Annotated in this window: 18 protein-coding genes; 13 read left to right on the top strand and 5 right to left on the bottom strand. The window is 62.9% G+C overall.

Annotation, left to right across the window (positions count from 1 at the left end):
• Positions 1-7: 7 nt before the first annotated feature.
• The 3 genes from IFT75_RS09900 to IFT75_RS09890 all read right to left on the bottom strand — a co-directional run bounded on the left by IFT75_RS09900 (position 8) and on the right by IFT75_RS09890 (position 3058).
• A complete protein-coding gene (locus tag IFT75_RS09900) occupies positions 8-1684 on the bottom strand; it encodes a ShlB/FhaC/HecB family hemolysin secretion/activation protein (RefSeq protein ID WP_185795053.1) in 1677 nt (558 codons plus the stop codon).
• 210 nt (positions 1685-1894) lie between these two features.
• A complete protein-coding gene (locus tag IFT75_RS09895) occupies positions 1895-2452 on the bottom strand; it encodes a L,D-transpeptidase family protein (protein WP_122475109.1) in 558 nt (185 codons plus the stop codon).
• A 51-nt stretch (positions 2453-2503) separates the two neighbouring features.
• On the bottom strand, positions 2504-3058 hold the full coding sequence (locus IFT75_RS09890) for an NUDIX hydrolase (protein WP_185795054.1): 555 nt from the start codon (positions 3056-3058) through the stop codon (positions 2504-2506).
• A gap of 135 nt (positions 3059-3193) precedes the next feature.
• Between IFT75_RS09890 and IFT75_RS09885 the strand changes: the two genes are divergently transcribed.
• From IFT75_RS09885 to purT, 4 genes are all read left to right on the top strand, one after another.
• Entirely contained in the window at positions 3194-3793 is a 600-nt protein-coding gene (locus IFT75_RS09885; protein WP_122475105.1) for a CoA pyrophosphatase, read from the top strand.
• A gap of 62 nt (positions 3794-3855) precedes the next feature.
• Complete coding sequence (locus tag IFT75_RS09880) at positions 3856-4380, top strand: gamma carbonic anhydrase family protein (protein ID WP_192054626.1); 525 nt, start codon at positions 3856-3858, stop codon at positions 4378-4380.
• Entirely contained in the window at positions 4377-4577 is a 201-nt protein-coding gene (locus tag IFT75_RS09875) for a DUF1289 domain-containing protein (protein ID WP_192054624.1), read from the top strand. The genes IFT75_RS09880 and IFT75_RS09875 overlap by 4 nt, the downstream gene beginning before the upstream one ends.
• 124 nt (positions 4578-4701) lie before the next feature.
• Entirely contained in the window at positions 4702-5883 is a 1182-nt protein-coding gene (purT, locus tag IFT75_RS09870; protein WP_122475100.1) for a formate-dependent phosphoribosylglycinamide formyltransferase, read from the top strand.
• Positions 5884-5946: 63 nt separating this feature from the next.
• Here the strand turns inward: purT and IFT75_RS09865 are convergent, their stop codons facing one another.
• A complete protein-coding gene (locus IFT75_RS09865; protein ID WP_122475098.1) occupies positions 5947-7182 on the bottom strand; it encodes a transporter associated domain-containing protein in 1236 nt (411 codons plus the stop codon).
• 10 nt (positions 7183-7192) lie between these two features.
• Positions 7193-8005, bottom strand: coding sequence for a cytochrome C assembly family protein (locus IFT75_RS09860; RefSeq protein ID WP_192054622.1), 813 nt, complete (start codon positions 8003-8005; stop codon positions 7193-7195).
• Between the two features lie 167 nt (positions 8006-8172).
• Between IFT75_RS09860 and ffh the strand changes: the two genes are divergently transcribed.
• From ffh to thrC, 9 genes are all read left to right on the top strand, one after another.
• Positions 8173-9555, top strand: coding sequence for a signal recognition particle protein (ffh, locus tag IFT75_RS09855; RefSeq protein ID WP_185795055.1), 1383 nt, complete (start codon positions 8173-8175; stop codon positions 9553-9555).
• Between the two features lie 257 nt (positions 9556-9812).
• Positions 9813-10064, top strand: coding sequence for a 30S ribosomal protein S16 (gene rpsP, locus IFT75_RS09850; RefSeq protein WP_043193034.1), 252 nt, complete (start codon positions 9813-9815; stop codon positions 10062-10064).
• Positions 10065-10069: 5 nt separating this feature from the next.
• Positions 10070-10606, top strand: a complete 537-nt coding sequence (gene rimM / locus IFT75_RS09845; protein ID WP_122475093.1) for a ribosome maturation factor RimM — start codon at positions 10070-10072, stop codon at positions 10604-10606.
• Between the two features lie 3 nt (positions 10607-10609).
• Complete coding sequence (trmD, locus tag IFT75_RS09840) at positions 10610-11362, top strand: tRNA (guanosine(37)-N1)-methyltransferase TrmD (RefSeq protein ID WP_122475091.1); 753 nt, start codon at positions 10610-10612, stop codon at positions 11360-11362.
• Between the two features lie 42 nt (positions 11363-11404).
• Entirely contained in the window at positions 11405-11755 is a 351-nt protein-coding gene (gene rplS / locus IFT75_RS09835) for a 50S ribosomal protein L19 (protein ID WP_043193039.1), read from the top strand.
• A gap of 197 nt (positions 11756-11952) precedes the next feature.
• Positions 11953-12849 carry a site-specific tyrosine recombinase XerD gene (gene xerD, locus IFT75_RS09830; RefSeq protein WP_192054614.1) on the top strand — a complete coding sequence of 299 codons (897 nt, stop codon included), beginning with the start codon at positions 11953-11955 and terminating at the stop codon, positions 12847-12849.
• Between the two features lie 142 nt (positions 12850-12991).
• Positions 12992-13726, top strand: coding sequence for a DsbC family protein (locus IFT75_RS09825; RefSeq protein ID WP_122475087.1), 735 nt, complete (start codon positions 12992-12994; stop codon positions 13724-13726).
• A 93-nt stretch (positions 13727-13819) separates the two neighbouring features.
• Entirely contained in the window at positions 13820-15124 is a 1305-nt protein-coding gene (locus IFT75_RS09820) for a homoserine dehydrogenase (RefSeq protein WP_122475085.1), read from the top strand.
• Between the two features lie 25 nt (positions 15125-15149).
• On the top strand, positions 15150-16559 hold the full coding sequence (thrC, locus tag IFT75_RS09815) for a threonine synthase (RefSeq protein WP_192054612.1): 1410 nt from the start codon (positions 15150-15152) through the stop codon (positions 16557-16559).
• Positions 16560-16592 lie beyond the last annotated feature (33 nt).

Genomic DNA, 16592 nt, shown 5'->3' with positions numbered 1-16592 from the left:
CTGTTTTTCAGAAGACTTGCGAAAGCCCGAAGGTCCAGAAACCTGGTTCCGGCGAAGCGCTGGCACGCCGATGCAGGCCGCGCTGATAATCCAGAGTGATCTGGCCGTCTGCCCAGCTCAGGGTGGCCCCGGCGCTCAAGCCGATGGCGTGCTGGGTCTCGACCTGGTTGTACGTGTGCCGGCCCCAGCCAGAGTCCAGCCCCGCTTGGGGGGTCAGGTACAGGCCTTGGGCGAGTAGCTGCGAAGTGCTCAGGGTGTTGCGCAACGTGGCCCCCTTGGAGACCGGCTGGCTGTCCAGGCGATAGCCGCGCACGCTGGCGCTGCCGGCCAGGCGCATCTGCTCCAGGCTCGGTAGCGGGTCTGGGCTGTACTGCATGTCCAGTTCGCTGCTCCACGCCCAACGTCGATCGAGCAGATCGAACAGCGATCGGCGAGTGACGGTACCTCGGTATTTTTCGAAGTGCGGTTGCGGCGCGTCATGCCGCAGGGGTGTGCGATCGCCCCCCAGCCAACCCTGCCCGCGGGAGTAGCCCAGGGCGCCACTCCACACCGAATCACCCAGGTGAGTCAGGTTGAGCCCGACGCTGGCGACGCTCAGCGTGGTGCGACCGTTGCGTACGGTAGTGCCGTCGAACAGCAGATCGGTACGGGTCTGGTCCAGGCGCAGGTGCCCATTGAGCAGGGTCGTCTGGTTGCGCCACAGGCTGCGATCCAGCTTCAGGCCATAGCTGTCCAGGCTCTGCGCCACCTCATGGCGGTTGGGCAGCGGGGCGCGGGATTCGAAACGACTCGCCGAAGCGTTCAGGGTCCAGCGCCCGTAGGGTATTTCGTAGAACATCCCGCCTTGGCGACTGCGGCCCGATCCACCGTCCAGGCTGTTGGCATAGCTGGCAGCCAGCGAATCATTGAGACGAAACGGGTTGTCCAGGCTCAGGCTCAGCTGTGCCTGGTGGCGCCCCGATGCATCGCTGCCACGGTTGTTCAGTCCGGTGCCCAGGGTCCAGGATTTGTGCGTGCCCTGTGGGCGCAGAACGATTCGCGTACCCCCCACCTGCTCGCCGGGAGCGATGTCCAGGATCAGGTCGACGGAGCGCAGCCGGTTGAGCTGGTCCAGGCCACTTTCCACATCGGTGAGCTTGAGCGGGCGACCGATCATCCCAGGGAAAGCGCTGCCCAGCGCCAGGTCGTCACTGCCGTCGGCGATTTCAATGGATTCGATGAAGCCTTCGAGCATGGCGATGACCAGCTCGCCATCTGCTGCGGGCATGCGAACGATATAGGGCCTGGCGGCGATATAGCCGGCCTTCACGTAGGCACCGGTCAAGGCCAGCAGCATCTGGTTGATGTCATCGACGCCGCTGCACGGCGCCACCCATGGCTGCAGGACACCTTGCAGCGCAGCGGTGTCCAGCAGCTGGTTGTCCTGCACGCGCACCGCGGACACCGGCCAGCACTCGCCATCACCTTGCTCGACCCGCTGCGGTGCGCGGCTGGCTGGCTCCGCCGCGTCTTCACGAAGGGTTTCCAGCCGTTGCGCCTGTTCGGCAGCGGCGCGCTCGTGGCGCTGGGTATCGAACTGACGCAGGATCTGGTCATTCAGCGGTTGCGCGCCGGTTTCGCCCAGCGCCATGGCGGGTGCGAAAAGCAGTGCGGATAACAGCCGGTCCTTGCGGAAAATCGTCATTGCAGCCCAGCCCCAATCGTCGACCAATCAATAGGCGGCCACTTTAAGAGGGGGGACTTCCCAGGGAACGGGCAGGGGAGAGGGGTTGTTGGTAGGAAGAATCTGACAGACAGTAGGAAAGGGCGGATTCGAAAAAGGAACCAGTTGTAGGATGGTTCCTATGACAGCTGAAGGAAGGTCAAGGCTGGGTCGGTAAAGAGAACGCCGTGCTCACGGCCGGATCTCGATCATCGTGCCGTCCTTGACCAGGCTCCACACCTCCCGCATGTCGTCGTTCTTCATGGCGATACAGCCATCGGTCCAGTCCAGGGTGGCGAAGTACCATTCCGGGTACTCCTCGTCGATCGGCGTGCCGTGGATCATGATCATGCTGCCCGGTGGAACGCCCTCGCGGCGGGCGCGGGCCGAGTCGCTGATGTTGGGATAGGAAACGTGCATCGCCAGGTTGAAGCGATCGCTGACCTTGCGCCAGTCGAGCCAGTAGAAGCCCTCGGGCGTGCGCTTGTCGCCCTCGCGCGCCTTCGCGCCCTGGGGTTGCTTGCCCAGCGAGATGCGGTAACTCTTGAGCGGCTCGCCACCGCTGATCAACTGCAACTGGCGACTGGTCTTGAGCACCAGCACCTTGTCGATCGGGTCCACGCCCAGGCGCTTGCTCGATTGCACCGCAGGGGCGATCTGGTCGACCGGCTTGCGTTCAACGGTAACGGTGAAGGCAGCCTGGGCGCTCACGGCGAAGCACAGGCAGAACAGGGCGGTCAGGCAACGCATCTATGGGATATTCCTGCAATGGAAACGCGCCGCTGGCGCCGGTGCGATGGGTCAGGCCTGTGGCCAGCGCGCGAGCAGCGGCCCCAGGCACTCGTTGCGAACCGGGTAGCTGTGCTCCAGCCGGTCGGCGAAAAAGTATTCTAAGGTACGGCCGACGGTGGGGAAAGCCAGCTCCGCCCAAGGGATCTGATTTTGCGCGAACAAGCCCACTTCCAGGCTTTCCTCGCCCACGGCAAACGAAGGCTCGGACATTTCGGCTCGGTAGAACACCTGCACCTGGCTGATGTGCGGCAGATCGAACACGGTGTACAACGCAAGGTTGGTCACCTGTGCGCAGGCTTCTTCGACGGTTTCCCGGCTGGCAGCCTGTTGCAGCGTTTCGCCGTTTTCCATGAAGCCTGCCGGCAGGGTCCAGAAACCACGGCGCGGCTCGATGGCCCGGCGGCACAGCAAGACCTGGTCCTGCCACACGGCGATGCAGCCCGCGACCACTTTGGGATTCTGGTAATGGACGAGGTGGCAATGCCCGCAGACGAATCGGGGGCGAGTATCGCCGGTAGGGATGCGCAGGGTTACCGGGTTGCCGCAATGGCTGCAGAAATTCATGCTCAGATCCTTGATGGCTGCCGCTATCTTGGCCGTAGTGCCGAGGTGCCGCAAGCCTGCGGCACGGCAAATCGAGCTTGGGCTGCCAGCGGCTTTTGGTGCATCATGCCAGCAGGCCACGGATCGAGAAACGCCATGCTGGACGAGCTACTTCGCCGAGTGAGCAACCATACGCCACGCACACTGGAAACCGACAGCCGTTTTCCCGAAGCGGCCGTGTTGCTGCCCATCACCCGCAGCGACGAGCCCGAGCTGGTGCTGACACTGCGCGCCTCGGGGCTCTCGACCCATGGTGGCGAAGTGGCTTTCCCCGGCGGACGCCGCGACCCGCAAGACCCTGACCTGATATTCACCGCCCTGCGCGAAGCCGAAGAGGAAATCGGCCTGCCGCCCGGGCTGGTGGAAATCATCGGTCCGCTCAGCCCGCTGGTGTCCAAGCACGGGCTCAAGGTCACGCCATTCGTGGGCATCATTCCCGACTATGTCGAATACCGACCCAACGATGCCGAAATCGCCGCGGTGTTTTCCGTGCCGCTGGAGTTCTTTCGGCAGGACCCGCGCGAGCACACCCACCGCATCGATTACCAGGGCCGCAGCTGGTACGTGCCCAGCTATCGCTTCGGCGAGTACAAGATATGGGGATTGTCGGCGATCATGATCGTCGAACTCGTCAACCTGATGTATGACGCCCGGATCAGCCTGCATCGGCCTCCCGAGCATTACACCGCCATCTGACCGTCATCTGAACGTAGTGCGGCGGGGCGCCGTGCCGACCATTGCCGCGTCGAGGAGATCACATGAAATACCGTCTGGGCGACTCGCGCGTCGAAACCCATCCCGACAGCTGGGTCGCACCCAATGCCACCCTCATCGGCAAGGTGCGCCTGCAGGCCGGGGCCAGCGTGTGGTTCGGCGCCGTGCTGCGCGGCGACAACGAGCTGATCGACATCGGCGAGCACAGCAACGTGCAGGACGGCACCGTGATGCATACCGATGCCGGCGTGCCGCTGACCATCGGTCGCGGCGTGACCATTGGCCACAATGCCATGCTGCATGGCTGCACTGTGGACGACTTCAGCCTGATCGGGATCAACGCCGTCATTCTCAACGGCGCCAGGATCGGCAAGCACTGCATCATCGGCGCCAACTCGCTGATTGCCGAGGGTAAGGACATTCCCGATGGATCGCTGGTCATGGGCTCCCCGGGCAAGGTCGTGCGCGAGCTGAGCGAAGCCCAGAAGCGCATGCTCGAAGCCAGCGCCGCGCACTATGTGCACAATGCCCAGCGCTATGCTCGCGAACTGATCGAGCAGGACTCGTGAACCCTCTGCCCAAGCCGGTCAAGTCTCCGTGCATCAGTGTCTGCGCCCTGGATGAGCAGGATGTGTGCACGGGCTGCCAGCGCACCGCCGCGGAAATCACCCAGTGGGGGCGCATGAGCGACGACCAGCGCCGCGCCGTGCTGCGCCTCGCCCATGAGCGAGCCGTGGCCCAGGGCCTGGTATTTGCGGGCGGCTGATCCAGCCCTTGCCTGTGGGCGGCGAGACTGGCGCACGCAAAGCCGTGTTGAGTTAAAATGCCCGCCCCTGTCGGGTTGGCCTGCGTGCTGCCCCTCGATCCAGACGATTCCCTGAGGACCTGAAATGACCCGTATCGGAACCCCCCTGTCGCCGACCGCGACCCGCGTACTGCTGTGCGGCTGCGGCGAGCTGGGCAAGGAAGTGGTGATCGAGCTGCAACGCCTGGGCGTCGAAGTCATCGCCGTAGACCGTTACGCCGATGCGCCGGCCATGCAAGTGGCCCATCGCAGCCACGTCATCAACATGCTCGATGGCGCTGCCTTGCGGTCGGTCATCGAAGCGGAAAAACCGCACTACATCGTGCCCGAGATCGAGGCCATCGCCACCGCCACGCTGGTGGAGCTGGAGTCCGAAGGTTTCACCGTGGTGCCGACTGCGCGCGCAGCCCAGCTGACCATGAACCGCGAGGGCATTCGCCGCCTGGCCGCCGAAGAGCTGGACCTGCCGACCTCGCCGTACCATTTTGCCGACACCTTCGAAGACTACGCACGGGCCGTGCAGGACCTGGGTTTCCCGTGCGTGGTCAAGCCGGTCATGAGCTCTTCGGGCAAGGGCCAGAGCCTGCTGCGCTCGGCGGCCGATGTGCAGGAAGCGTGGGACTATGCCCAGGAGGGCGGGCGCGCCGGCAAGGGCCGTGTGATCATCGAAGGCTTCATCGACTTCGATTACGAGATCACCTTGCTGACCGTCCGCCACGTTGGCGGGACGACGTTCTGCGCACCGGTTGGCCACCGGCAGGAGAAGGGCGACTATCAAGAGTCCTGGCAGCCCCAGGCGATGAGCCCGGTGGCCCTTGCCGAGTCTGAGCGGGTGGCGCGTGCAGTGACCGAGGCCCTGGGTGGGCGCGGCCTGTTCGGCGTCGAACTGTTCATCAAGGGTGATCAGGTGTGGTTCAGCGAGGTCTCGCCGCGTCCGCACGATACCGGCCTGGTCACCCTGATTTCCCAGGATCTGTCCCAGTTCGCCTTGCACGCACGCGCCATTCTCGGGTTGCCGATCCCGCTGGTTCGTCAGTTCGGGCCATCCGCCTCGGCGGTGATCCTGGTCGAAGGCAACTCTCGCCAGACCGCCTTCGACAACCTCGGTGCGGCACTGGCCGAACCGGATACGGCGCTGCGTCTGTTCGGCAAGCCCGAGGTCAATGGCCAACGGCGCATGGGCGTGGCCCTGGCCCGCGACGAATCGATCGAGGCAGCCCGGGCCAAGGCCACGCGCGCCTCGCAAGCGGTCAAGGTCGAACTGTAAGGTCTGAGTCGACCGGTGCCTGCCGAGCGGCGGCGCCGGTTTTGCGAGGGCGCGACACCGCCGTCACGCTGCTGGCAGGCTGCTCGCGTGCCATATAAGCACCCGTGACGCGCGGTTTTCCTCGGTCTCGAGAATTTCCATGCGATAGCGACCGATCTTCAGGCACACCGCGCTGGCCGGAATGCTTTCCAGCGCCTCGGTGACCAGGCCGTTCAAGGTCTTGGGGCCATCGCTGGGCAAGTGCCAGCCCAGGCTCTTGTTGATGTCGCGAATGGAGGCCTGGCCTTCGACCACGAAGCGGCCATCCAGCTGCGGATGGATATGCGGATTGGCCAGCGCATCGTCATCTTCGAACTCGCCGACGATCTCTTCCAGAATGTCTTCCAGGGTGACGATGCCCTGCACCTCGCCATATTCGTCGACGACGATGCCTAATCGGCGTTGCTGCTTGTGGAAATTCAGCAGCTGCATCTGCAGGGGCGTGCTTTCCGGCACGAAGTAAGCCTCATAGCAGGCGGCCAGCAAGGCCTCGATGGTGAGTTCGCGGTGCGGCAGCAGGTGGCTGATCTGGCGGGTATTGAGCACCCGTTCGACATGGTTGATGTCGTTGTGGAAGACCGGCAGGCGGGTATGGCGGCTGATCATCAGCTGGTCGATGATCTCGTCCAGCGAATCTTCCAGGTTGATGCCGTCGATTTCGTTGCGCGGCACCAGGATGTCGTTGACGGTGATCTTGTCCAGCGCATGGATGCTGTTGGCCAGGTGCGGTTTGTTGCTGCGCGCTTCGGCGGCCAGTTCGTCCAGCACACTGCGCGGTATGGCAGGCTCCTGCTGGGCGCCTTTGCCGGGTTCCTTGCGGGCGAACGGCACGACCAGCAGCCGCGCGGCGCCGTCCAGTAGCCATGCCAGCGGCCAGACCAGCTTGAGTGGTGGCGCCAGGAGGGCATTGGCCATGCCGATGAACGGCCGCGGGTAGCGCTGGGCAAGGCGGCGTGGCAGGTAGTCGGCCAGCACCAGCAGGGCGAGCGTGGTGCCCAGGCCACCGAGCCAGGCGCCATGGGCGCCGCGCAGATAGATGCCAAGCGTTACCCCCAGCGTCACCGCCATGGCACGGGCCAGGGTATTGAGCAGCACCAGGCTGGGCAGCGGCGCCTGCAGCGCCGGTCGATCGCCATTGCGCCCGGTAGGGCGCTGTGCGGCCAGCGTGTGCAGCGCGGCTTCCACTGCGCAAAGCAGCGCGGCGAGGAGAATTGCCAGCGCCAGCGCGCCGAGCATCGGCCCTAGGGGCAGAGTGTCCATGGGTGACCTGTCAGATGTGCAGAATGTATTCGCGAACCAGCTTGCTGCCGAAATAGGCCAGCATCAGCAGGCAGAAGCCGGCCAGCGTCCAGCGAATGGCCTTGTGCCCGCGCCAGCCCAGGCGATTGCGTCCCCACAGCAGCACGCTGAAAACGATCCAGGCCAGGCAGGCGAGCAGGGTCTTGTGCACCAGGTGTTGCGCGAACAGGTTCTCGACGAACACCCAGCCTGAAATCAGTGACAGCGACAGCAGTACCCAGCCGGCCCAGATGAAACCGAACAGCAGGCTTTCCATGGTCTGCAGCGGCGGGAAATTCTTGATCAGCCCTGCCGGATGCTTGTGCTTGAGCTGGTGGTCCTGCAGCAACAGCAGCAACGACTGGAACACGGCGATGGTGAACATGCCATAGGCCAGGATGGACAGCAGGATGTGCGTGAGAATGCCTGGCTCTTCGTGGATCAGCGGTGCAGTCCCGCCGGGCGCGAACTGGGCGATCAGGATGGTTGCCAGACCCAGGGGAAACAGCAGCACCAGCAGGTTTTCCACGGGTATCTGGCTGGTGGCCAGCAGGGTCAGGGCGATCACCGCCACGGCGATCAGGCTGGCCGCGCTGAAGAAGTCCAGGCTCAGCCCCAGGGGGGTGAGCAACTGCGAGAACAACGCGCAGCCGTGGGCAATCACGGCCAGGAAGCCGAACAGGTAGAGCACGCGCTTGTCAGCCTTGCCGCCTTGGCCGATACGGGTTGCCTGATAGGCAGTCGCAGCGGCATACAGGCAGGCGGCGGCGAGGGTGGGGATTAGACTGGGTGACAAGGGGAGCATAGGTCCTGTGGAGCACAAGCCGGAAAGTGCCTGAGTTTGGCATCAAATGCCCGCCGACGAAAGACTGCATACCGCGCAGTGTCCGTGGCACCCACTCTTGGTTATAATCGCCGGCCTGCTCTTGCCGCCACAACCTCGGCTCAACCAGAGCCAGAAAGGATCGCGACATGTTTGAAAACCTTACAGACCGCCTCTCGCAGACGCTTCGCCACGTTACCGGCAAAGCCAAGCTGACCGAGGACAACATCAAAGACACCCTGCGCGAAGTGCGCATGGCGCTGCTCGAAGCCGACGTCGCCTTGCCGGTGGTGAAGGACTTCGTCAACAAGGTCAAGGAGCGTGCGGTCGGCACCGAGGTTTCGCGCAGCCTGACCCCAGGCCAGGCGTTCGTGAAGATCGTCCAGGCCGAGCTCGTCGAGATGATGGGCGCGGCCAACGAGGAACTGAGCCTGGCGGTGACCCCGCCGGCGGTCATCCTCATGGCCGGCCTGCAGGGTGCGGGCAAGACCACCACCGCCGGCAAGCTGGCGCGCTACCTCAAGGAGCGCAAGAAGAAGACGGTGATGGTGGTGTCGGCAGACGTCTACCGCCCGGCAGCCATCAAGCAGCTGGAAACCCTGGCCAACGATATCGGCGTGACCTTCTTCCCGTCGGACATCAGCCAGAAGCCCGTGGACATCGCCAACGCCGCGATCCGCGAGGCCAAGCTCAAGTTCATCGACGTGGTCATCCTCGACACCGCCGGGCGCCTGCACATCGACGCCGAGATGATGGGCGAGATCCAGCAGCTGCACGCGGCGGTCAAGCCTGCCGAAACCCTGTTCGTGGTCGACGCCATGACCGGCCAGGACGCAGCCAACACGGCCAAGGCCTTCGGTGATGCGCTGCCGCTCACCGGTGTGATCCTGACCAAGGTCGACGGCGACGCTCGCGGCGGTGCCGCACTGTCGGTGCGTGCCATCACCGGCAAGCCGATCAAGTTCATCGGCATGGGCGAGAAGAGCGAAGCGCTCGAGCCGTTCCACCCCGACCGCATCGCCTCGCGCATCCTGGGCATGGGCGACGTGCTCAGCCTGATCGAGCAGGCCGAGCAGTCGCTGGACAAGGACAAGGCCGACAAGCTGGCCAAGAAGCTGAAGAAGGGCAAGGGCTTCGACCTCGAAGACTTCCGCGACCAGCTTGTACAGATGAAGACCATGGGAGGCCTGGGCGGCCTGATGGACAAGCTGCCGAGCATCGGCGGTGTGAACCTCTCGCAGATGGGCAACGCCCAGAATGTCGCCGAGAAGCAGTTCAAGCAGATGGAAGCCATCATCAATTCCATGACCCCGGCCGAGCGCCGCGACCCTGACGTGATCAGCGGCTCGCGCAAGCGTCGCATCGCCATGGGCTCGGGTACCCAGGTGCAGGACATCGGTCGCTTGATCAAGCAGCACAAGCAGATGCAGAAGATGATGAAGAAGTTCTCGACCAAGGGCGGCATGGCCAAGATGATGCGCGGTATGGGCGGCATGCTGCCCGGCGGCGGTGGCGGCATGCCCAAGATGTAACCCATTGCGTCGGTACGAGAACCCTGTCGGAGCCTGCTCCCACAAGCGCATCCCTCGTGCCGATGAATACCCTGGCCATGTGGCCAAACTCCGTTGCTTGCAACGGCTCATAGGCAAATCCTCGCTGCAAGCCCCGACCTATCGGAAAAAGGCATTTGCAAATGTCCGTGTATTCCTTGAGAATATGCGGCCTTTCGGGCACCCGTGTGCCCGCTGTGCATTATGATTTGCAGCACCGACTACAGGAACGATGTTCAATGCTAACCATCCGTCTTGCCCGTGGCGGCTCCAAAAAGCGCCCGTTTTACCAACTGACCGTAACCGACTCGCGCAACCCGCGTGACGGTTCCCACAAAGAGCACGTGGGTTTCTTCAACCCTGTTGCCCGTGGTCAGGAAATCCGTCTGTCCGTGAACCAAGAGCGCGTCAACCACTGGTTGAGCGTTGGTGCACAGCCTTCTGAGCGCGTTGCTCAGTTGCTGAAGGAAAATGCCAAGGCCGCGGCCTGAGCAATATGAACGCGACGCCAGATTCCGCTGATGACTTGATCGTCGTCGGCAAGATTTTCTCGGTACACGGCGTTCGCGGCGAGGTGAAGGTTTTTTCCTTTACCGATCCGATTGAAAACCTGCTGCAGTACACCTCCTGGACGCTCCGGCGCGAAGGCGTGACCAAGCAGGTAGAGCTGGTCAGCGGCCGATCCACGCAAAAGGATCTGGTTGCCAAGTTGAAAGGCCTGGACGATCGCGACGAAGCACGTCTTCTGTCCGGTTACGAGATTTGCATCTCGCGCAGCCTTTTGCCCGACCTGGCCGAAGATGACTACTACTGGTATCAGCTTCAGGGCCTGAAAGTCATCGACCTGCAAGAGCAATTGCTCGGCACCGTCGATCACCTGTTGGAGACCGGCGCCAACGATGTAATGGTGGTGAAGCCCTGCGCGGGCAGCCTGGATGATCGTGAACGCCTGTTGCCCTATACGGCGCAATGCGTGTTGAAGGTCGACCTGGCCGCTGGCGAGATGAGGGTGGATTGGGACGCGGACTTCTAGGCGATGGCAACCCTTCGCGTGGAAGTGATCACCCTGTTCCCCGAGATGTTCTCGGCCATCAGCGAGTACGGCATTACCAGCCGCGCGGTGAAACAGGGGTTGTTGCAATTGACCTGCTGGAATCCGCGGGACTACACCACGGACCGTCACCACACAGTGGATGACCGGCCCTTCGGCGGTGGTCCGGGAATGGTGATGAAGATCAAGCCTCTGGAAGACGCTCTGGTTCAGGCCAAGGCTGCGGCAGGGGAAGCGGCGAAGGTGATCTACCTTTCGCCCCAGGGCCGGCCGCTGGTACAGGGTGCGGTGAAACAACTGGCGACGTCCGAATCGTTGATTCTGATCGCTGGGCGGTACGAAGGCATCGACGAGCGTTTCATTGAAGCTCATGTCGATGAAGAGTGGTCTGTTGGCGACTATGTGCTGTCGGGCGGTGAATTGCCTGCCATGGTCCTGATCGATGCGGTTACACGGCTGCTGCCCGGAGCTTTGGGGCATGCGGACTCCGCGGAGGAAGATTCCTTCACCGACGGTCTGCTGGATTGCCCGCACTACACCCGACCGGAGGTGTATGCGGATCAGCGTGTTCCCGACATATTGCTTAGCGGCAATCATGCACACATCCGGCGCTGGCGTTTGCAGCAGTCCCTTGGGCGGACCTACGAACGACGTGCCGATCTTCTGGAAAGACGCTCGCTTTCTGGAGAAGAGAACAAGCTGCTGGCGGAGTACCTCCGCGAGCGGGACGATAGTTAACGTATCGATGGTAAGTCAGACGATTTACCTTAGGAGCACAGCATGACCAACAAAATCATCCTTGCACTCGAAGCAGAGCAGATGACCAAAGAAATCCCTCCCTTTGCCCCGGGCGACACCATTGTCGTTCAGGTGAAAGTGAAGGAAGGCGATCGCTCGCGTCTGCAGGCGTTCGAAGGCGTTGTTATCGCCAAGCGCAACCGCGGCGTGAACAGTGCTTTCACCGTTCGTAAAATCTCCAACGGTGTAGGTGTAGAGCGTACTTTCCAGACCTACAGCCCGCAGATCGACAGCATGGCCGTGAAACGTCGTGGTGACGTGCGCAAAGCCAAGCTGTACTACCTGCGCGACCTGTCTGGTAAAGCAGCACGTATCAAGGAAAAACTGTCCTGAGTACAGTTTGTTTCTGATGCAGGAAAAGGCAGCCTTCGGGCTGCCTTTTTTGTGGGCGAAAGTGTGTAGGCGAGCGTGAACGGGTGGGTAAGGTTCATGTGGGAGCGGGGCGGGCGGCGAGCCCTCTGCCCGCGAAGGCGTCGCCCTGACGCTGCGCCCTGTTATCATCCCCGCACCCCCACAGCCCTGCGATTGCGATGCCTGCCCTCGACCACCCCCTGATCGACCAATTTCTCGATGCCTTGTGGCTGGAAAAAGGCCTATCGGAAAACAGCCGCAACAGTTACCGCAGCGACCTTGCATTGTTCAATGGTTGGTTGCACGAGCGCGGCATCGCGCTGGAGGCGGCGGGCCGCGATGTACTGCTCGATCACCTGGCCTGGCGGGTCAAGCAGGGTTACAAGGCGCGCTCCACGGCACGCCTGCTGTCGGGCGCGCGCGGCTTCTATCGCTACCTGCTGCGCGAAAAGCTGATCGGTGCCGACCCGACCCTGCAGATCGACATGCCGCAGTTGGGCAAGCCATTGCCGAAATCGTTGTCCGAAGCCGACGTCGAAGCGCTATTGCAGGCGCCCGATCTGAGCGAGCCTATCGGCCAGCGGGATCGCGCCATGCTCGAGGTGCTGTATGCCTGCGGCCTGCGCGTGACCGAGTTGATCAGCCTGACCCTGGACCAGGTCAATCTGCGCCAGGGTGTATTGCGCGTGGTGGGCAAGGGCAACAAGGAGCGTCTGGTGCCGATGGGTGAGGAAGCGGTGGTCTGGGTCGAGCGGTACCTGCGCGACGGACGTCACGAACTGCTCGGCGGCAGGCCCAGCGACGTGGTCTTCCCCAGCCAGCGCGGCGAGCAGATGACGCGACAGACCTTCTGGCATCGGATCAAGCATCAGGCCCAGGTCGCCGGCATCGCCAAGTCGCTGTCGCCGCACACGCTGCGCCACGCCTTTGCGACGCATCTGCTCAATCACGGTGCGGATCTGCGCGTGGTGCAGATGCTGCTCGGCCACAGCGACCTGTCGACCACGCAGATCTATACCCACGTGGCACGCGCGCGTCTGCAGGAGCTTCATGCCAGGCATCATCCGCGCGGATGAAACAACGTGCTCCAAGGCTGTGTCGAGGGTTGTCCAGAGTCGGTCTTGGCCAATGAATGTGGTAGGCTTGCCCGGTTTATGCAGCGGGCTGTGACGAGCTGATCGTCCACCGCCCCTCAAGTCCGTCGCTCCAGGAGTTCCCATGCGCGTGACCCGCCTTTTCGCCGCCGCAGCCCTTGCGCTGGCCAGCACCTTTGCCGTTGCCGACCCGGCTGCGGAACAAGCGATTCGCAAGACCCTGCAGACCCTGCAACTGGAAGTGCCGATCGAAAGCGTCGCCGCCAGCCCGCTCAACGGTTTGTACGAGGTCAAGCTCAAGGGCGGTCGCGTGCTGTACGCCAGCGCCGACGGTCAGTTCGTCATGCAGGGCTACCTGTTCCAGATCCAGGACGGCAAGCCGGTCAACCTCACCGAGAAAACCGAGCGGCTGGCCATTGCCAAGACCGTCAATGCGATCCCGGTAGCCGATACCGTTGTGTACCCCGCAGTGGGCGAAACCAAGTCGCACATCACGGTCTTCACCGATACCACCTGTCCGTACTGCCACAAGCTGCACGCCGAAGTCCCCGAGCTGAACCGCATGGGTGTCGAGGTCCGCTACGTGGCGTTCCCGCGCCAGGGCTTGAAGTCGGCCGGTGACGAGCAGCTGCAGGCTGTTTGGTGCTCCAAGGACCGCAAGGCAGCGATGGACAAGATGGTATCGGGCGACACCATCAAGGCGCCTTCATGCGCCAACCCGGTGGCCAGGCAGTTCGAGCTGGGCCAGTCGATCGGCGTCACCGGCACGCCAGCCATCGTGCTGGAGAACGGTCAGGTCATTCCGGGTTACCAGCCGGCCGCCAACGTCGCCAAGCTGGCCCTCGACGCGAAAGGCTGAGTGGCACTCGCACGTCATCAATAGCCGAAGGCTCACGGCCTGCGGCCAGTATCACGACCGTCATCGAGGCGGTCGTTTCATGGGGAGTTCAGAGTGAAACCGGTCAAAGTAGGCATCTGTGGGTTAGGTACCGTCGGTGGCGGCACCTTCAACGTACTTCAGCGCAACGCCGAGGAGATTGCCCGCCGTGCCGGGCGCGGTATTGAAGTGGCGCAGATTGCGATGCGCTCGCAGAACCCCAATTGCCAGATCGCCGGTACCCCCATTACCAACGATGTCTTCGCCGTGGCCTGCAACCCGGATATCGATGTCGTCATCGAGCTGATCGGTGGCTACGGCATCGCGCGCGAGCTGGTACTCAAGGCCATCGAAAACGGCAAGCACGTGGTCACCGCCAACAAGGCGCTGATTGCAGTGCACGGCAACGAGATTTTCGCCAAGGCACGCGAGAAGGGCGTGATCGTTGCGTTCGAAGCCGCCGTGGCGGGTGGCATCCCGGTGATCAAGGCCATTCGCGAAGGCCTTTCGGCCAACCGCATCAACTGGGTCGCGGGCATCATCAACGGTACTGGCAACTTCATCCTGACCGAAATGCGCGAGAAGGGCCGTACCTTCGAGGACGTCCTGGCCGAAGCGCAGGCCCTGGGTTATGCCGAGGCCGACCCCACCTTCGACGTCGAAGGTATCGACGCGGCGCACAAATTGACCATTCTGGCGTCCATCGCCTTCGGCATTCCGCTGCAGTTCGACAAGGCCTACACCGAAGGCATCACCCGCCTGACCACGGCCGACGTCAACTACGCCGAAGCCCTGGGCTACCGCATCAAACATCTGGGTGTGGCGCGCAGCACCGAGCGCGGTATCGAGCTGCGGGTGCACCCGACGCTGATCCCGGCCGACCGTCTGATCGCCAACGTCAATGGCGTGATGAACGCAGTGATGGTCAACGGCGACGCGGCCGGTTCAACCCTGTTCTACGGTGCCGGTGCGGGCATGGAGCCGACTGCCTCGAGCGTGGTCGCCGACCTGGTCGACGTGGTCCGCGCCATGACCTCGGACCCGGAGAATCGCGTGCCGCACCTGGCCTTCCAGCCGGATTCGCTTTCCGCTCACCCGATCCTGCCCATCGAGGCCTGCGAAAGCGCCTACTACCTGCGCATTCAGGCCAAGGATCATCCGGGCGTGCTGGCGCAGGTGGCGAGCATCCTCTCCGAGCGTGGCATCAACATCGAGTCGATCATGCAGAAAGAGGTCGAGGAACACGATGGCCTGGTGCCGATGATCCTGCTGACCCACCGCGTCGTCGAACAGCACATCAATGATGCCATCAAGGCGCTGGAAGCCTTGCAGGGCGTGGTCGGCCCGGTCGTGCGCATCCGTGTCGAGCACTTGAACTAAGCGGCAGCTGCCAGAGGAATTCGCAATGCGTTATATCAGTACTCGCGGTCAGGCCCCGGCCCTGAACTTCGAAGAGGTTCTGCTCGCCGGTCTGGCCAGTGACGGTGGCCTCTATGTCCCGGAAAACCTGCCGCGCTTCACCCAGGAAGAAATCGCCTCGTGGGCGGGGCTGCCTTATCACGAGCTGGCCTTCCGGGTCATGCGCCCGTTCGTCACCGGCAGCATTCCGGATGCCGATTTCAAGAAGATCCTCGAAGAAACCTACGCGGTATTTGCCCATGCTTCCGTCGCACCTTTGCGCCAGTTGGGCGGTAACGAGTGGGTGATGGAGCTGTTCCATGGGCCAACGCTGGCGTTCAAGGACTTTGCCCTGCAGCTGCTGGGGCGGCTGCTCGACTACGTACTGGCCAAACGCAACCAGCGCGTGGTGATCGTCGGCGCCACCAGTGGCGATACCGGTTCGGCCGCGATCGAAGGGTGCAAGCACTGCGAGAACGTCGATATTTTCATCCTGCATCCGCATGAGCGTGTGTCTGCGGTTCAGCGTCGGCAAATGACCACGATTACCGGCGACAACGTGCATAACATCGCCATCGAAGGCAATTTCGATGACTGCCAGGAAATGGTCAAGAACAGCTTCGCCGACCAGAGTTTCCTCAAGGGCACGCCGCTGGTTGCAGTGAATTCGATCAACTGGGCGCGGATCATGGCCCAGATCGTCTACTACTTCCACGCGGCCCTGCAGCTGGGCGGCCCGGCACGTTCGGTGGCGTTCTCGGTGCCCACCGGCAACTTTGGCGATATCTTCGCCGGCTATCTGGCGCGCAACATGGGCCTGCCGATCAACCAGTTGGTGGTGGCCACCAACCGCAACGACATCCTGCACCGCTTCATGAGCGGCAATCAGTACGTCAAGCAAACCCTGCACGCGACGTTGTCGCCGTCGATGGACATCATGGTTTCGTCGAACTTCGAACGCCTGCTGTTCGACCTGCACGGTCGCAACGGCGCGGCCATTGCAGGCCTGATGGACAACTTCCGCCAGGGCGGCGGTTTCAGCGTCGATGAGGAACGCTGGACCGAGGCGCGCAAGCTGTTCGACTCGCTGGCGGTCACCGACGAGCAAACCTGCGAGACCATCGCCCAGGTGTTCGCCGAGTGCGGCGAGGTCCTCGATCCACACACGGCCATTGGCGTACGCGCGGCGCGCGAGTGTCGTCGCAGCCTCGACACGCCCATGGTGGTGCTGGGAACGGCGCACCCGGTCAAGTTCCCCGAAGCCGTGCAAAAGGCCGGCGTAGGCAAGGCTCTGGAGTTGCCTGCGCACCTGGTCGATCTGTTCGAGCGCGAAGAGAAGTGCACCGTGTTGCCCAACGACCTGTCGGCCGTACAAGCCTTCGTCAGCCAACATGGTAATCGCGGCAAACCGCTGTGATGGCATGCAGCCTCGCGTCTGACGCGATCTGAA

It is taken from the genome of Pseudomonas sp. CFBP 8758 (assembly GCF_014841725.1).
GTDB lineage: Bacteria > Pseudomonadota > Gammaproteobacteria > Pseudomonadales > Pseudomonadaceae > Aquipseudomonas > Aquipseudomonas baltica.
This window is presented reverse-complemented; position numbering and strand designations above follow the sequence as displayed.

What these genes read in the sequence shown, in the direction of transcription:
- IFT75_RS09900 (WP_185795053.1), bottom strand. Translation starts at nt 1,684, where the DNA reads ATGACGATTTTCCGCAAGGACCGGCTGTTATCCGCACTGCTTTTCGCA.
- IFT75_RS09895 (WP_122475109.1), bottom strand. Translation starts at nt 2,452, where the DNA reads ATGCGTTGCCTGACCGCCCTGTTCTGCCTGTGCTTCGCCGTGAGCGCC.
- IFT75_RS09890 (WP_185795054.1), bottom strand. Translation starts at nt 3,058, where the DNA reads ATGAATTTCTGCAGCCATTGCGGCAACCCGGTAACCCTGCGCATCCCT.
- IFT75_RS09885 (WP_122475105.1), top strand. Translation starts at nt 3,194, where the DNA reads ATGCTGGACGAGCTACTTCGCCGAGTGAGCAACCATACGCCACGCACA.
- IFT75_RS09880 (WP_192054626.1), top strand. Translation starts at nt 3,856, where the DNA reads ATGAAATACCGTCTGGGCGACTCGCGCGTCGAAACCCATCCCGACAGC.
- purT (WP_122475100.1), top strand. Translation starts at nt 4,702, where the DNA reads ATGACCCGTATCGGAACCCCCCTGTCGCCGACCGCGACCCGCGTACTG.
- IFT75_RS09865 (WP_122475098.1), bottom strand. Translation starts at nt 7,182, where the DNA reads ATGGACACTCTGCCCCTAGGGCCGATGCTCGGCGCGCTGGCGCTGGCA.
- IFT75_RS09860 (WP_192054622.1), bottom strand. Translation starts at nt 8,005, where the DNA reads ATGCTCCCCTTGTCACCCAGTCTAATCCCCACCCTCGCCGCCGCCTGC.
- ffh (WP_185795055.1), top strand. Translation starts at nt 8,173, where the DNA reads ATGTTTGAAAACCTTACAGACCGCCTCTCGCAGACGCTTCGCCACGTT.
- rpsP (WP_043193034.1), top strand. Translation starts at nt 9,813, where the DNA reads ATGCTAACCATCCGTCTTGCCCGTGGCGGCTCCAAAAAGCGCCCGTTT.
- rimM (WP_122475093.1), top strand. Translation starts at nt 10,070, where the DNA reads ATGAACGCGACGCCAGATTCCGCTGATGACTTGATCGTCGTCGGCAAG.
- trmD (WP_122475091.1), top strand. Translation starts at nt 10,610, where the DNA reads ATGGCAACCCTTCGCGTGGAAGTGATCACCCTGTTCCCCGAGATGTTC.
- rplS (WP_043193039.1), top strand. Translation starts at nt 11,405, where the DNA reads ATGACCAACAAAATCATCCTTGCACTCGAAGCAGAGCAGATGACCAAA.
- xerD (WP_192054614.1), top strand. Translation starts at nt 11,953, where the DNA reads ATGCCTGCCCTCGACCACCCCCTGATCGACCAATTTCTCGATGCCTTG.
- IFT75_RS09825 (WP_122475087.1), top strand. Translation starts at nt 12,992, where the DNA reads ATGCGCGTGACCCGCCTTTTCGCCGCCGCAGCCCTTGCGCTGGCCAGC.
- thrC (WP_192054612.1), top strand. Translation starts at nt 15,150, where the DNA reads ATGCGTTATATCAGTACTCGCGGTCAGGCCCCGGCCCTGAACTTCGAA.